This window comes from Anoxybacillus suryakundensis, assembly GCF_001418025.1.
GTDB classification, from domain to species: domain Bacteria; phylum Bacillota; class Bacilli; order Bacillales; family Anoxybacillaceae; genus Anoxybacillus; species Anoxybacillus tengchongensis.
This window is the reverse complement of sequence record NZ_LIOK01000006.1, coordinates 110,606-125,402: the sequence shown is the minus strand read 5'-3', so window position 1 is coordinate 125,402 and position 14,797 is coordinate 110,606. Positions and strand designations below refer to the sequence as shown.

Below are 14,797 nucleotides of genomic sequence, written 5' to 3'. Positions count from 1 at the left end.
AATAAAGAGAGGGAAGAGTATATGTTAATGATTGACTTTATTGATGAAACGAATGAAATAACAGAACAACAAATTGAGCTTATTGAACAGTTATTGCAACATGCTGCAAAGGAAGAACACGTACGAGATGGAGCAGAAGTGAGCGTCACGTTTGTTGATAATGAAAAAATTCGCGAAATCAACCGCGATTATCGCGGAAAAGATCAACCGACAGATGTCATTTCGTTTGCGCTCGAAGAAATGGGTGAGGAAGAAATCAAAATTGTCGGTGCAGATTTTCCGCCGGTGTTAGGAGATATTATCATTTCCGTTCCAAAAGCGCGCGAACAGGCAGAACAATACGGTCATTCGTTTATGCGCGAACTTGGTTTTTTAGCGGTGCACGGTTTTTTACATTTGCTCGGTTATGATCATGAAACGGAAGAAGAAGAAAAAGTGATGTTTGCGAAACAAGAGCAATTATTACAACAGTTCGGCTTAACGAGATGATCGCTTATGCGCTGGAAACGATTTGTCGCTAGCGTGTTATATGCTTTACACGGCATTCGTCTGGCGGTTTGTTATGAGCGAAATATGCGCATTCATTTAGCAGCAACGATTGCTGTTATCGTTGCTGCAACGGTGTTTCGCATTACGAGAACGGAATGGCTCGTGTTGCTTTTGACGATCGGGGCAGTCATTAGCTTAGAAATCGTCAATAGTGCAATTGAACGGACGGTCGATTTAGTGACGGACGAGTATCGACCGTTAGCGAAAGAAGCGAAAGATTTAGCGGCAGGCGCAGTGCTCGTTTTTGCGATTATTTCTGTTATTATTGGAATTACCATTTTCTCGCCTTATTTGTATGTATTTTTTAAAAATTCTTTACATTTTCATAAATAGTAGTGAAATCATGTTCATATTTTGGTAAAATAAAAAGCAAGCATAATTTATGCGATGGAGGTTTTTATGATTCGAGAAGGATATAAATCAGGATTCGTAGCAATTATCGGACGACCAAATGTAGGGAAATCTACATTTTTAAATCGCGTCATCGGGCAAAAAATTGCTATTATGAGCGATAAGCCACAAACGACGCGCAATAAAATTCAAGGTGTATACACGACAGACGACGCGCAAATTATTTTCATTGATACGCCAGGCATTCATAAACCGAAACATAAGCTTGGCGATTTTATGGTGAGAGTAGCGCAAAGCGCGCTGCAAGAGGTCGATTTAATTTTATTTATGGTAAACGCGGTAGAAGGGCTCGGTCGCGGTGATGAATTTATTATTGAGCGCTTAAAGCATGTGCAAACACCGGTGTTTTTAGTCATTAATAAAATCGATGAAGTTCATCCGGACGACCTATTGCCGCTCATTGAGCAATATCGCTCGCTCCATGCGTTTGCCGAAGTCATTCCTATTTCAGCGTTGCAAGGCAACAATGTCGAAACGTTGCTGCAACAAATTAAAAACTACTTGCCTGAAGGACCGCAATATTATCCTGCGCACCAAGTGACGGATCATCCTGAGCGGTTTATTATTGCTGAGTTTATTCGCGAAAAAGCGCTCCATTTAACGCGCGAAGAAGTACCACATTCCATTGCGGTTGTCATCGACTCGATTGAACGTCGGGAAAATAGCGATACCGTATATGTTGCAGCGACCATTATCGTTGAGCGCGATTCGCAAAAAGGAATTATTATCGGCAAGCGCGGTCAAATGTTGAAGGAGATCGGCCAGCGAGCGCGCGTCGATATTGAAGCACTACTCGGTTCAAAAGTGTTTTTAGAACTATGGGTGAAAGTACAAAAAGACTGGCGAAATAAAATGGCACAGTTGCGAGACCTTGGCTATCGCGAAGATGAATATTAATACTGTAAAATTTTAAAAGACATCGTAACAGCGACAAACGGGCAAACTACAAGTGAGCTGCTCAATCACCGTCAACTAACGAGAGAAAGGTGTGGTTCGATGCTCGATTTTACCTGGAAGCTATTTAGTCAAACAGGGAATATTGACACGTATCTGTTATTTAAGGAGCTAGAACGCGAAACGCAAGAGCAAGCGAGTGATTCAACGTATCATTTAACTGAACGAGATTATCACGTCCTGTAAATTTGGAAGGTTATGTTATATGTTTGAAAAGTGTGAAGGGATTGTTATTCGAACGATTGACTATGGAGAGACAAATAAAATCGTTACGATATTTACACGCGAATGGGGAAAGGTTGCTGCGATGGCAAGAGGTGCGAAAAAGCCGAGCAGCCGCCTTTCTTCTGTTACGCAAATGTTTACATACGGCATTTATTTGATTCAAAAAAGTCGCGGTGTTGGAAGTTTACATCAAGGAGAATTGCTTTCAACGATGCGCCATATACGTGAGGACATTTTTTTAACAGCATACGCCTCGTATATTGTTGAATTGACAGATAAAGCAGTGGAAGAACGACGTCCGAATCCATATTTATTTGAGCTTCTTTTACAAACGCTCACGTATATGAACGAAGGACTTGATGCGGAAGTGTTGACGTACATATACGAAATGAAGCTGCTTCCGGCATTCGGATTGTATCCGAAGTTAGACGGCTGTGCTGTTTGTGAAGAGAAAGAAGGCACGTTTGCTTTTTCGATTGCGCAAGGGGGATTTTTATGTCATCGTTGTTTTGAGCACGATCCACACTGTATCCCGATGACTCCGTCGGTTTTAAAATTACTTCGCCTTTTCTACTACGTAGATTTGTCCCGCATTGGTCAAATCGCTGTCAAGCAGGAAACGAAAAAACAATTACAAACGATTATTTCAGCTTATTACGATGAATATTCGGGCCTTTCGCTGAAGACGAAACGTTTTTTACAGCAGCTCCATACGCTAAAAGGTGAAAGCGGACAAATATAATGTTGTCCGCTTCCCACTTTTGTTTGCAAAATATAAAGATGAATTATAATATGGTCTTATAGTGTAGCCTATTGTAAGGTGGTGAGCGACAATCGAACTCAATAAACGTCAAGAACAAATTTTGCAAATCGTCAAAGATCACGGACCGATTACAGGGGAACATATTGCTGAGAAGCTCAACTTAACACGTGCGACGTTACGGCCGGATTTAGCGATTTTAACGATGGCGGGGTATTTGGAAGCGAGACCTCGTGTTGGGTATTTTTATACAGGAAAAACAGGAACGCAACTGCTTGCTGATAAAATTAGAAAAATTAAAGTGAGCGACTATCAGTCTATTCCGGTTGTCATTCACGAAAACATGAGCGTCTATGATGCGATTGTGACGATGTTTTTAGAAGATGTCGGCACGTTGTTTGTTGTGGATGAACAGTCGTTACTTGTCGGTGTGCTATCCCGAAAAGATTTGTTGCGCGCCAGCATCGGAAAACAAGAATTGACGTCTATTCCTGTCAATATTATTATGACGCGAATGCCAAATATTACGTTTTGTGAAAAAGATGATTTACTCATTGACGTCGCCCAAAAGTTAATTGAAAAGCAAATTGATGCGATGCCAGTCGTCAAAAAAGTGGACAAAGGGTATGAAGTCATCGGGCGTATTACAAAAACGAATATGACAAAGGTACTTGTCGCGTTAGCAAAAGAAGACGTGCTTTAAAGGGGGAAAATCATGAGTCAAATCGTATACGTCGTATCCGATTCAGCAGGAGAGACGGCCGAACTCGTTGTCAAAGCGGCAGCGAGTCAGTTCCAAGGGGCTCTCGTTCAATTTCGGCGCGTTCCGTACGTAGAAGATATTGAAACGCTATCAGAGGTTGTCGCGTTAGCGAAAATGAACCGAGGTATTATCGTTTTTACATTAGTCATACCGGAAATGCGCCAATTTTTACTAGCCGAAGCAGCACGTGAAGGAGTTCCTGTATACGATATTATTGGACCGCTCATTGAACAAATGGCAAAATTGCTACAAATGATACCTCGTTGCGAACCAGGACCTATTCGCGTGTTAGATGAAGATTACTTCCGTAAAATTGAGGCAATTGAATTTGCAGTAAAATATGATGATGGACGTGACCCTCGGGGCATTTTGCGAGCCGATATCGTTTTAATCGGGGTATCGCGCACGTCGAAAACACCGCTATCGCAATATTTAGCTCATAAGCGTTTTAAAGTAGCTAACGTGCCGATTGTTCCAGAAGTCGATCCACCTGAAGAATTGTTTCAAGTGCCGCCCGAAAAATGTTTCGGTCTAAAAATTAGTCCAGAGAAGTTAAACGAAATTCGTCGTGAGCGGCTAAAATCGCTCGGCTTAGATGATCGCGCCATTTACGCAAACATTGACCGAATTAAAGAAGAATTGCAATATTTTGATGGGATTGTGAAAAAAATTGGTTGTGAAGTCATTGATGTGACAAATAAAGCGGTCGAAGAAACAGCGAATGTCATTATGAATATTATGCGCAAAAGAGAGAAATAAACAGGAAGCACAATCACAACAAGTGATATGTGCTTTTCCTTTTTCATAAAAACGTTTGTGCATTTGTATAGCCAACTGACGTTTTTTATATTATAATAAAAAATTGTGATAAAACAGGTTTAGACTGAACATAGGACGAATAAACTATTTATAGCTAATTGTCAAGTGACAATGCATCGGGATTTTCGACAATATTTTTTTCTCAAAAAGAAGGATTGTTTCGCGCAATGGAGAATAAAAACATACAAAACAATTGGATCAAAGCCACACGTTTTGTCGAAACATGTTTGGAGCTGTTGAAATATGGGACAACGCATTCCTGAAGAAACGGTTGAGCACATTCGTCGCTCAGTCGATATTGTAGACATCATCCAACAGTATGTCTCGCTTAAAAAACAAGGACGCAACTATTTTGGTTTATGTCCTTTCCACGGAGAGAAAACACCTTCTTTTTCTGTTTCACCAGAAAAACAAATTTACCACTGCTTCGGCTGTGGAGCAGGCGGAAATGTGTTTTCGTTTTTGATGGACATCGAAGGAATTACATTCATAGAAGCAGTGAAGCGATTGGCACCGCGAGCAAATGTAGATTTGTCGCACATCGTTGATGATCATCCGACAGCCGAGCGGACAGAAACAGCAACGATGATTGCTGCGCATGAGCTGCTAAAAAAGTTTTATCATCATTTGCTTATGCATACAAATGAAGGAGAGGAAGCATTAAGCTACTTACTTCATCGGGGATTTACGCGCGAAATCATCGAACAGTTTGAAATTGGCTACGCTTTGCCATCTTGGAATGCGGCTGTTACATTTTTAACAAACAAAGGTTTTTCGCTTTCTCTGATGGAGCAAGCAGGATTAATCGTAAAAAAATCAGGAGAGGACTCATATTTTGATCGTTTTCGTCATCGCATTATGTTTCCAATCCATAACCATCACGGAGAAACGGTTGCGTTCTCGGGGAGAGCGCTCGGAAACGAAGATCCGAAGTACTTGAATAGTCCTGAAACACCTATTTTCAACAAACGAAACATTTTATATCATTTTCATGAGGCGCGCGTGCCGATGCGCCAAAAACAGCAAGTAGTGTTGTTTGAAGGTTTTGCGGATGTAATTGCCGCTGTGCAAGCTGGCATTTCCCATGCGGTAGCAACGATGGGAACGGCTTTATCAGAAGAACAGGCGCGCATGCTACGGCGAAACGCATCCTCTGTTATCGTTTGTTACGATGGCGACCGAGCTGGAATAGACGCTGCGCTCAGAGCTTCAGAGACGCTTATGGAGGCCGGCTGTTATGTCAAAGTGGCGATGATACCAGATGGACTCGATCCTGATGAATATGTGCGAAAATATGGTGCCGACCGCTTTCGTCATCATGTGCTTGATGCAAGCTTATCGCTTACTGCATTTAAGTTAGAATATTTGAAGCGCGGGCGTCATTTACAAAATGAAAGCGAGCGACTTCGTTACATTGAAGAAGCAGTCCAAGAAATTAGTCGCTTATCTAATGCCATTGAAGCTGACTATTACTTGCGACAACTAGCGGATGAGTTTTCGATTTCTATGGATGCGTTACGTGAACAAATGACGCTTCATGGGAAAAAGCAACAAACGGAACGGAAACATGAGCGTCGCGAGACAGTCATTCTACCTGCGAAGGCGAAATTGTTACCTGCTTTTCAAAAAGCAGAACGGATGTTAATTGCTCATATGTTGCGCGATAAAGAGATCGCATTAACTGTGCAAGAGGCGATCGAAGGCGCATTTAACATCGAGGAACACCGCGCTATTGTCGCTTATTTATATGCATTTTACGAAGAAGGACATGAACCCGATGTAAGCTCGTTGCTTGAACGCATTCATGATCCACAACTAAAACGCATTGTGACAGAGCTGTCGATGATGCTGATTAACGAAGATATTTCATCAGCGGAGTTACAAGATTATATTCAATGCGTGCTCAATTATCCGAAAGAACAGTTGCTTAAGCAAAAAGAAACGCAGCTGCGCGAAGCGGAACGACAAAAAGACTATGAACGCGCCAAACGCATTGCTAGCGAAATTATCGCGATGCGAAAGTCTTTGCATTTTGGAAGGAGGGGAATAAATGGCTGAAAAGTCAACACATTCCGATTTAACGTTAGAACAAGTGAAAGAGCAATTAGTTGAACTAGGTAAAAAACGTGGTGTTCTTACCTATGAAGAAATCGCTGAACGATTATCTCCGTTTGATCTTGATTCTGATCAAATGGACGAATATTATGAATATTTAAATGAGCAAGGCATCGAAGTCGTTGCAGAATCCGACTTAGATGATGCGGATTTAGATGATCCAGACTTCGACGATTTAAAAGACGAAGAGTTCGATTTAAACGATTTAAGCGTTCCGCCAGGTGTAAAAATTAACGACCCTGTTCGTATGTATTTAAAAGAAATTGGGCGCGTTCCATTGTTGTCAGCAGAAGAAGAAATTGAGTTAGCGAAACGGATCGAACAAGGTGACGAAGAAGCAAAGCGCCGTCTTGCTGAAGCGAACCTTCGCCTTGTTGTGAGCATCGCCAAACGTTACGTTGGTCGCGGCATGCTTTTTCTTGACTTGATTCAAGAAGGTAATATGGGCTTAATTAAAGCCGTCGAAAAATTCGATTACCGCAAAGGATATAAATTTAGCACATATGCAACATGGTGGATTCGACAAGCGATTACGCGTGCGATTGCTGACCAAGCACGTACGATTCGCATTCCTGTTCACATGGTTGAAACGATTAACAAGCTTATTCGCGTTCAACGGCAACTTTTACAAGACCTCGGTCGCGAGCCATCTCCGGAAGAAATTGCAGAAGAGATGGATTTAACGCCAGAAAAGGTGCGTGAAATTTTAAAAATTGCTCAAGAGCCTGTGTCACTTGAAACACCGATCGGTGAAGAAGATGATTCGCATTTAGGTGATTTTATTGAAGACCAAGATGCGACATCTCCAGCCGAACATGCGGCGTATGAACTGTTGAAAGAACAGCTTGAAGACGTGTTAGATACGCTAACAGATCGAGAAGAAAATGTCCTTCGTCTTCGCTTCGGTCTTGACGACGGCCGTACACGAACGCTTGAAGAAGTCGGAAAAGTGTTCGGTGTGACGCGTGAACGCATTCGCCAAATTGAAGCAAAAGCGTTGCGGAAACTGCGTCATCCAAGCCGTAGCAAGCGTTTAAAAGACTTTTTAGAATAACCGTTTACAAGAAATAGTTTACTTCTTACAATGGAAGTAAGCTATTTCTTTATTTAGGAAGGAATGCGTATTCAATGGAACAAAAACGAAAAGAAATTATTATTAACGAAATTAAATATTGGAAACAAACGCGATTGTTGCCGGAGCAATATTGCGATTTTTTGCTTGCATTGTATACAGAAGGGAATCATAACAACGATGTTGATCAACCAACGAAGCAAGTTCCGACATGGGCCGTTCGTTTTACGATGATTTTGATCGGCATCTTTTTGCCTTTTGCCCTTCTTGTCATTTATTTTACTGAATTGTCGTTCGTTTTGCAAACGCTCATTTTGTCACTTTTTGTAATAATTTGTTTAATGACCGTGCTTTTTTTTGCACAACATAAAATGCTTACCCATATCGCCCTAATTGTAGGCGCTTTGTCGCTTCTTCTTCTTTCCATTCGTGCATGCGATGTTTATTTTTCGGGAAGTACGACCGCATTAGCAATCACAGTAATATGTAATTGCTTTGTTTGGCTATTGATCGGTTGGCGTTTTTCGCTCATGTATTTCGTCATTTCGGGTGTTGTCGGCATCATCCTTCTTTTTTCTTCATTTTTCATTTAAAAAAATTTACATACAGGGCTTTTCCTTTATGGGAATTTAAAGTACAATAAAATTGTTTGTAACGTTTTCATTTTGAAAAACATGCTTTATTACATAAGGGAGGGTAAAGTATGAATCGTAATCCATTGATCCCATTTGCACTCATTATGGTAATGGGAATCGGCCTCATTTTCTTTCTGTCTGTAAAAGGTCTCGGGGATATGAAAGAAGTGGCGAAAGAGAAAGAAGGCGGCGCGAAGACAGAAGAAACAGCTGCTACGGGTCCAGAAGACATTTACAAAAAAAGCTGTGTAGCATGTCATGGTGCGAACTATGAAGGTGGTGTTGGTCCAGCGTTAAAAGGTGTAGGTGACCGTCTATCTGTTGATCAAATTAAAGATGTATTAGTAAACGGTCGTGGAAGCATGCCAGCTGGACTAGTCCCTGCGGATCAAGCAGAAGAGATGGCAAAATGGCTTGCTGAATTGAAATAAACGAAGTAGAAAAGTCCCTTTACCTCGGTGAAGGGATTTTTCGTTTTTTGCAAAACATGATAAACTGAAGAAAAAAGTGTGGTGACTATCATTGAACGAATTACAGCTATCTAAACGATTACAAACAGTTGTCTCATTCATTCCAAAAGGAAGCGTACTAGCAGACATCGGTTCAGACCATGCTTATTTGCCATGCTATGCATATTTGCATGGATACATAACAAAAGCGATTGCGGGTGAGGTAGCGGATGGGCCATTTCGCTCAGCAAAGCAACAGGTGGAAAAATGTGGGCTTTCTCACGTCATTTCCGTTCGTAAAGGAGACGGCCTACAAGTTGTAATGCCCAATCAAGTAGATTGTATAACAATAGCCGGAATGGGAGGAACGCTTATTTCGAATATTTTGGAAAATGGAAAAGAAAAATTGGAAAACGTGAAACGTCTTATTTTACAGCCCAATGTCGGCGCACATATCGTACGACAATGGCTATTAAATAACGAGTGGGAACTTATTGACGAACGCATTTTAGAAGAAGATGGGCAAATTTATGAAGTGCTCGTTGCGGAGCGTGGCAATCCTTATCGGCCATATACGCAGCTCCATGTCGAATTGTTGCTCGGTCCGTTTTTATTGAAAGAGCGAAATGACGTGTTTGAAAAAAAATGGGCGCTAGAAATAAAACATTGGCGGGATGTCATCGAGCAACTGAAACATGCAAAAACAGAAGAAGCAATGAAAAAGAAACAACAATTTGTTGAAACATTGCATATCGTAGAGGAGGCTTTAAACAGATGAAAACCCCAAACGGATATGAAATCATCCAACTGTTTGAACAGTTTGCTCCAAAACATTTAGCGATGGAAGGGGATAAAATCGGTTTACAAATCGGTACGTTAAACAAGCCAATTCGGCGCATCATGATTACGTTAGACGTATTAGAACATGTTGTCGATGAAGCAATTGCGCATGGAATTGATTTAATTATTGCGCATCATCCACCGATCTTTCGTCCGCTTAAACATATTGTTACCGATCAGCCGTATGGTCGCATGATTGAAAAGTGTATCAAACATAATATTGCTATTTACGCTGCGCACACGAATTTAGATATCGCTAAGGGCGGGGTGAACGACTGGCTCGCTGAGGCACTGCAATTACAAAATGTTGATGTTCTCGTACCAACGTACGAAGAGCCGTTGAAAAAGCTTGTCGTATACGTGCCACGCACACATGCGGATGCGGTGCGCAAAGCAATGGGCGATGCCGGTGCTGGACATATCGGAAATTATAGCCATTGTACGTTCAATAGCGAAGGCATAGGTATGTTTTTACCAGAAGAAGGAGCAAATCCGTTTATCGGTCAACAAGGGAAGTTAGAAACAGTAGAAGAAGTACGCATCGAAACGATTGTCCCTTCACGTTTGCAACGAAAGGTCATTCGAGCGATGTTACAAGCTCATCCGTATGAAGAAGTAGCGTATGATGTATATCCGCTTGACAATAAGGGGATGACATATGGGCTCGGACGAATCGGGACATTAAGCGAAGAGATGACGTTGCAACAATTTGCGGAACATGTGAAAACATCATTGCATGTACCGGCTGTTCGTGTCGTTGGTGAATTGGCGAGTCGTGTTCGTAAAGTTGCAGTCATCGGTGGTGACGGAAATAAATATATTCACGAAGCAAAAATGAGCGGTGCTGATGTGTACGTAACAGGTGACTTATATTATCATGTCGCACATGATGCGTTAATGCTCGGTTTAAATGTCGTTGACCCGGGGCATCATGTCGAAAAGGTGATGAAAGAAGGAGTGGCGAACGTATTAAAAACGATGTGTGCACAACAAAAATTCGATGTTGATATATACGTGTCAAAAACGCATACAGAGCCATTTACGTTCATATAACATAAAAAAGAGGCTTATTCGCCTCTTTTTTTCACTTTTGGTAAAATCTTGGTTAATGGTACTTTTCGTTCCCGTTTCCATGTTTTAGGATTCTTCGGATCAAACTGTTCTAAAAAGTCGATGACTTCTTTTGTAATAGGTGTTGGTGTAGATGCTCCGGCAGTCACTGCGACTTTTTTGGCGTCTTTAATCCATTCGATGTCGATTTCAGTCACGTCTGCAACACGATATGCCTTCGTTCCGGCAATTTCTTCAGATACTTGTGCAAGTCGATTGGAATTATTGCTTCTTGGATCACCAACAACGATCGTTACATCCGCTTCTTTTGCTTGTTCAGCAACCGCTTCTTGCCGTACTTGTGTTGCTAAGCAAATTTCGCGGTGCATTTCGACATGCGGATATTTTTCTCTTACTTTTTCCATAATATGTGCCACGTCCCATTGACTCATCGTCGTTTGGTTTGTCACAATAATGTGTTTCGATTGAATATTCAGTTGTTCTACATCTTCAAGTTTTTCAATTAAATGAACAGCATGTGGTGCAACGCCAATTGCTCCTTCAGGTTCAGGATGTCCTTTTTTTCCGATGTAAATGACTTCATAGCCGTTCGCTACTTTTTCGCGAATTAAATCATGTGTTTTCGTGACATCTGGGCATGTGGCATCAATTGTAACAAGCCCTTTCTCTTTTGCGCGCTGTTTCACCTCAGGTGAAACACCGTGGGCAGTAAAAATGACTGTGCCACGATCGATACTTTCTAAAATTTCAAGTCGATTCGGGCCGTCAAGCGTAATAATTCCTTCTTCAGCGAATGCATCGGTTACATGTTTATTATGAACGATCATGCCTAAAATGTAGATCGGTCTTGGTAACGTCGGATCGAGCGCGGCGTTGCGGGCGATAACCATCGCATCAACGACTCCGTAACAATATCCGCGTGGCGTAATTTTAATGACTTTCATAATGGATCGCTCCTTCTTGGCGTGTTTGTCGTATTCATTATATAAAAGAAGGAGCGAACATACAAAAGTTAAATATATAGTTTTGGAATGGATTTCCCTTTTTCATACGTTTTTTCTTGTTTTCGTTCTTTTGCTGTTGGAACAGGACGTTGTTTTTTCGATGACTGCTGTTCAGTTTGTTTTTCGGTTGTTGCCGCACTTATTTCATTTGACGTTTTAGTTGTTTCGTTTGTATTGTCAGTTTGTTTTAGTTCACGAAAAATCCGCATCATCGATGGCACGCTTTTAATGAGTGGGCCGTATTGTTGTACCATCGGTGTAATCGTTTGAACCATGTTTAACATTTTTTGTACATTTGTTAACATTGAATCAATACTCGGCAATGCTCCACCAGCACCAAATGCTTGTGTAGGAAGTTGGCTACCGAACAATCGCGAAAACATGCCTCCTTGTGCTTGTCGCATCATTGGTTGTTGCCACATTGGCATCGGTGGACGTGAAGGTGGAAACATAAATGGACGTCGCAATGAAGTTCCTCCTTTCTTTACATGGTAAAGCTTTTTGCTCATTTTATCTATATTACATCTATATTACGATATGCAAGAAAGCTCATATAGTTGAATGAACGGTTTATGTTCGTATATAATATGTAACTGGTCTATTTTTTATTGAATGAGAAAGGGGATGAGAAACGATGTTTGAACGTTTTCCGTTTCATCCGTTTATTATAGAGGCGATTCAACATTTAAAGTTTCATAAGCCGACACCTATTCAAGAGCGTGTCATTCCTGCTGTGTTGCGTGGCGAAAGTGTCATTGGCCAGTCGCAAACAGGAACAGGGAAGACACATGCTTATTTATTGCCGATCATTCAGCGTATTGATCCGCGTGTAGACGAAGTACAAGCGGTAATTACTGCACCAACGCGTGAATTGGCAACACAAATTTATCATGAGGTATTAAAAATTGTAAAATTTTGTCCGAATGATCACCGCATTACAGCCCGATGTTTTGTTGGCGGAACGGATAAGTTACGGTCGATTGAAAAACTGAAAACACAGCCTCATCTTGTCATTGGTACACCGGGGCGCATTGATGATCTCGTTCGCGAACAAGCGTTATTTGTCCATACAGCCCGCATGCTCGTCGTTGACGAAGCAGATGTTATGCTCGATATGGGGTTTATTGCAGATGTTGATCGCATCGCAGGCCGTATGCCTAAAGATTTACAAATGTTAGTTTTTTCTGCAACAATTCCAGAAAAGTTAAAGCCGTTTTTGAAAAAGTATATGGAGAATCCGACTCATATTCATATCGCACCAAAACAAGTCGCAGCATCAACGATTGAACACATTTTAATTCCGTTTCGTCATCGTGATCGTTTGCAACTGTTACATGATATATTGGTTGCCTACAACCCATATTTAGCTATCGTGTTTGTAAATACGAGAAAAGCAGCTGACGAAGTAGCAAACGGTTTAATTGATAAAGGATTAAAAGTAGGCGTGCTACATGGAGATTTAACGCCACGTGAACGGAAAAAAATGATGAAAGCGATTCGTGATTTGCAATTTCAATATATTGTTGCAACGGATTTAGCGGCGCGTGGAATTGATATTGAGGGAGTCAGCCACGTCATTAACTATGAATTGCCGTCAGACGTAGATTTTTATGTTCATCGCACTGGTCGAACAGGACGTGCAGGTTATGCCGGCATTGCTGCAACGATTTATGAGTCATCAGATCAACATGCGCTAGTCAAGTTAGAAAAGAAAGGCATTCATTTTCTCCATCGTGATTTGCGCCACGGCGAATGGATCGAACTTGATGCATGGAACGGACGGAAAAAAGAGAAAAAAGTTGATGAAGTAAAACAACTCGTTGAAAAAATAGCGAAAAAACAAAAGAAAGTAAAGCCGGGATATAAGAAAAAATTGCGAGAACAATTACAAAAACAAAGAGCGAAAAAGAAATAAGGGAGAGAAGAGTGTGTTAAAAATTGGTTCACACGTATCGATGAGCGGAAAAGAGATGCTGCTAGCTGCGAGTAAAGAAGCGGTATCGTATGGGGCAAATACGTTTATGATTTATACGGGAGCACCACAAAACACGAGACGGAAACCAATCGAAGAACTAAACATTGATAAAGGACGTGCCCATATGAAAGAACATGGGATTGATGAAATCGTCGTACATGCTCCGTATATCATTAATATCGGTAATACAATGAATGCCGATACATTTTCTCTAGGCGTTTCTTTTTTACGTTCGGAAATTGAACGAACGGAAGCGATTGGTGCCAAGCAGCTTGTCCTTCATCCGGGAGCGCACGTTGGGGCAGGCATTGAAGCAGGAATTGAAAAAATTATTGAAGGATTAAATGAAGTGATGACAACTGACCAACAAGTACAAGTTGCGTTAGAAACGATGGCAGGAAAAGGATCGGAATGTGGCAGTCGTTTTGAAGAGTTAGCGAAAATCATTGACGGTGTGACACATAACGATAAGTTGTCTGTCTGCTTTGATACGTGTCATACGCACGATGCAGGGTACGATATTGTGAATGATTTTGACGGCGTATTAGAGCAATTTGATCGCATCATTGGGCTTGACCGTCTCAAAGTATTGCATATTAATGATAGTAAAAATCCGTGTGGAAGCCGCAAAGACCGTCATGAAAATATCGGTTTCGGTCATATCGGTTTTGACGCATTAAATTACATTGTGCATCATCCGCAGCTTATGCATGTGCCGAAGATTTTAGAAACGCCATATGTCGGTGAGAAAGCATCTGCGAGGCCACCATATAAATTTGAAATTGCCATGTTGCGTGCACAACAGTTTGATCCGGACGTTCGCGAAAAAATGGTTAAGTAGAAGGCTGTCTCTAGGCAGCCTTCTTACTGTATAAATTGGCGAATGAAATCATTGGCTTGTTTAGCGAGTTGTGGTGATGTGCGATGGGCGAGTTCGCGAATCCAGTTTTTTCTTGCTTGTTCATTAAACACATCAATCGTCTTTTCGCGCATCATTTGAATAATCGTTTCCGCATCTTTTGGAGAAAGCGAAACGTTATATTCTTTTGCATACGTCATTAACTCGTTTGCGGTGATGGATTTCATTTTATGTTGAACGATTTTATGATATACGTTCACGTCACATCCCTCCTTGTTTACGATATGAACAAGAAA

At 41.3% G+C, this 14,797-nt stretch carries 18 protein-coding genes; 15 read left to right on the top strand and 3 right to left on the bottom strand.

The genetic code is table 11. The annotated features are described in order from the left end of the window. Positions 1–21 precede the first annotated feature (21 nt). From ybeY to ASC42_RS06080, 13 genes are all read left to right on the top strand, one after another. Positions 22–489 (top strand): rRNA maturation RNase YbeY, encoded by a 468-nt coding sequence (gene ybeY / locus ASC42_RS06135; RefSeq protein WP_055441007.1) that lies wholly within the window; start codon positions 22–24, stop codon positions 487–489. 6 nt (positions 490–495) lie between these two features. Next, positions 496–882 carry a diacylglycerol kinase family protein gene (locus ASC42_RS06130; RefSeq protein ID WP_055441006.1) on the top strand — a complete coding sequence of 129 codons (387 nt, stop codon included), beginning with the start codon at positions 496–498 and terminating at the stop codon, positions 880–882. Positions 883–948: 66 nt separating this feature from the next. Beyond that, positions 949–1,857 (top strand): GTPase Era, encoded by a 909-nt coding sequence (gene era / locus ASC42_RS06125; RefSeq protein ID WP_055441005.1) that lies wholly within the window; start codon positions 949–951, stop codon positions 1,855–1,857. A gap of 99 nt (positions 1,858–1,956) precedes the next feature. Further along, positions 1,957–2,100 carry a YqzL family protein gene (locus ASC42_RS13665; protein WP_072242680.1) on the top strand — a complete coding sequence of 48 codons (144 nt, stop codon included), beginning with the start codon at positions 1,957–1,959 and terminating at the stop codon, positions 2,098–2,100. A gap of 19 nt (positions 2,101–2,119) precedes the next feature. After that, positions 2,120–2,881, top strand: a complete 762-nt coding sequence (gene recO / locus ASC42_RS06120) for a DNA repair protein RecO (protein ID WP_032100086.1) — start codon at positions 2,120–2,122, stop codon at positions 2,879–2,881. 91 nt (positions 2,882–2,972) lie between these two features. Continuing rightward, positions 2,973–3,602 carry a transcriptional regulator CcpN gene (ccpN, locus tag ASC42_RS06115; RefSeq protein WP_209424228.1) on the top strand — a complete coding sequence of 210 codons (630 nt, stop codon included), beginning with the start codon at positions 2,973–2,975 and terminating at the stop codon, positions 3,600–3,602. A 12-nt stretch (positions 3,603–3,614) separates the two neighbouring features. After that, a complete protein-coding gene (locus ASC42_RS06110; protein WP_032100084.1) occupies positions 3,615–4,421 on the top strand; it encodes a pyruvate, water dikinase regulatory protein in 807 nt (268 codons plus the stop codon). A 303-nt stretch (positions 4,422–4,724) separates the two neighbouring features. Continuing rightward, a complete protein-coding gene (gene dnaG / locus ASC42_RS06105) occupies positions 4,725–6,539 on the top strand; it encodes a DNA primase (RefSeq protein ID WP_055441003.1) in 1,815 nt (604 codons plus the stop codon). Next, a complete protein-coding gene (rpoD, locus tag ASC42_RS06100) occupies positions 6,532–7,650 on the top strand; it encodes an RNA polymerase sigma factor RpoD (RefSeq protein ID WP_055441002.1) in 1,119 nt (372 codons plus the stop codon). Before dnaG ends, rpoD begins: the two co-directional genes overlap by 8 nt. Before the next feature lie 74 nt (positions 7,651–7,724). Further along, positions 7,725–8,261, top strand: a complete 537-nt coding sequence (locus ASC42_RS06095; RefSeq protein ID WP_055441001.1) for a hypothetical protein — start codon at positions 7,725–7,727, stop codon at positions 8,259–8,261. Positions 8,262–8,371: 110 nt separating this feature from the next. Then, a complete protein-coding gene (gene cccA, locus ASC42_RS06090; protein ID WP_055441000.1) occupies positions 8,372–8,734 on the top strand; it encodes a cytochrome c550 in 363 nt (120 codons plus the stop codon). 91 nt (positions 8,735–8,825) lie between these two features. After that, positions 8,826–9,530, top strand: coding sequence for a tRNA (adenine(22)-N(1))-methyltransferase (locus tag ASC42_RS06085; protein WP_055440999.1), 705 nt, complete (start codon positions 8,826–8,828; stop codon positions 9,528–9,530). Next, positions 9,527–10,645 (top strand): Nif3-like dinuclear metal center hexameric protein, encoded by a 1,119-nt coding sequence (locus ASC42_RS06080; protein WP_055440998.1) that lies wholly within the window; start codon positions 9,527–9,529, stop codon positions 10,643–10,645. The genes ASC42_RS06085 and ASC42_RS06080 overlap by 4 nt, the downstream gene beginning before the upstream one ends. 14 nt (positions 10,646–10,659) lie before the next feature. Here ASC42_RS06080 and ASC42_RS06075 read toward each other — a convergent pair whose 3' ends face one another. Together ASC42_RS06075 and vrrA are read right to left on the bottom strand one after the other, a co-directional pair. Further along, entirely contained in the window at positions 10,660–11,607 is a 948-nt protein-coding gene (locus ASC42_RS06075; RefSeq protein ID WP_055440997.1) for a 4-hydroxy-3-methylbut-2-enyl diphosphate reductase, read from the bottom strand. Positions 11,608–11,675: 68 nt separating this feature from the next. Continuing rightward, positions 11,676–12,134, bottom strand: a complete 459-nt coding sequence (gene vrrA / locus ASC42_RS06070) for a VrrA/YqfQ family protein (protein WP_055440996.1) — start codon at positions 12,132–12,134, stop codon at positions 11,676–11,678. 167 nt (positions 12,135–12,301) lie between these two features. On the opposite strand from vrrA, the gene ASC42_RS06065 reads away from it, so the two are divergent. Continuing rightward, positions 12,302–13,582, top strand: a complete 1,281-nt coding sequence (locus ASC42_RS06065) for a DEAD/DEAH box helicase (RefSeq protein WP_055440995.1) — start codon at positions 12,302–12,304, stop codon at positions 13,580–13,582. Between the two features lie 13 nt (positions 13,583–13,595). Next, on the top strand, positions 13,596–14,483 hold the full coding sequence (locus ASC42_RS06060; RefSeq protein WP_055440994.1) for a deoxyribonuclease IV: 888 nt from the start codon (positions 13,596–13,598) through the stop codon (positions 14,481–14,483). Between the two features lie 23 nt (positions 14,484–14,506). On the opposite strand, the gene ASC42_RS06055 is transcribed toward ASC42_RS06060, so the two are convergent. After that, a complete protein-coding gene (locus ASC42_RS06055; RefSeq protein WP_055440993.1) occupies positions 14,507–14,761 on the bottom strand; it encodes a DUF2624 domain-containing protein in 255 nt (84 codons plus the stop codon). Between the last annotated feature and the right edge of the window lie 36 nt (positions 14,762–14,797).